Origin of the sequence: Stenotrophomonas sp. A3_2 (assembly GCF_036624925.1) — a bacterium.
GTDB lineage: Bacteria > Pseudomonadota > Gammaproteobacteria > Xanthomonadales > Xanthomonadaceae > Stenotrophomonas > Stenotrophomonas hibiscicola.
Genome location: NZ_JAZKVY010000141.1, coordinates 1 through 319, shown reverse-complemented (window position 1 = coordinate 319; position 319 = coordinate 1). Strand labels below are relative to the sequence as shown.

Annotated in this window: 1 protein-coding gene; it reads left to right on the top strand. The window is 53.3% G+C overall.

Features of this window, described 5'->3' with window-relative positions:
* Positions 1–69: 69 nt before the first annotated feature.
* Positions 70–319: TlpA disulfide reductase family protein (locus R5H29_RS03935; protein ID WP_332328784.1), on the top strand; the 250-nt coding region annotated here is incomplete at its 3' end.

The window sequence follows — 319 nt, the reverse complement described above, 5'->3', positions numbered from 1 at the left end:
AGGAACGCGCCAACCTGCAAGCCCTGCGCGCGCTTATCAGCGATAGTCTTCACTCTGCGGAAAATTCTTATGAAACTGATCAATAAAAAATTTGCAGGCGCCATCCTGCTGGGACTCAGCTTCACCGGACTCGGCATCTATGCCGGCAACCTGCAAACCACGCCCGACACACCGGAAAGCAGCGCAGTCCGCCAGGTCATGAGTAAAAAATTCCCTGATAGCAACGGATTACGGCAATCGCTTTCAAGCTGGAAAAACCAGTTGCTTGTAGTTAACTTCTGGGCAACCTGGTGCGCGCCCTGCGTACAGGAAATGCCGG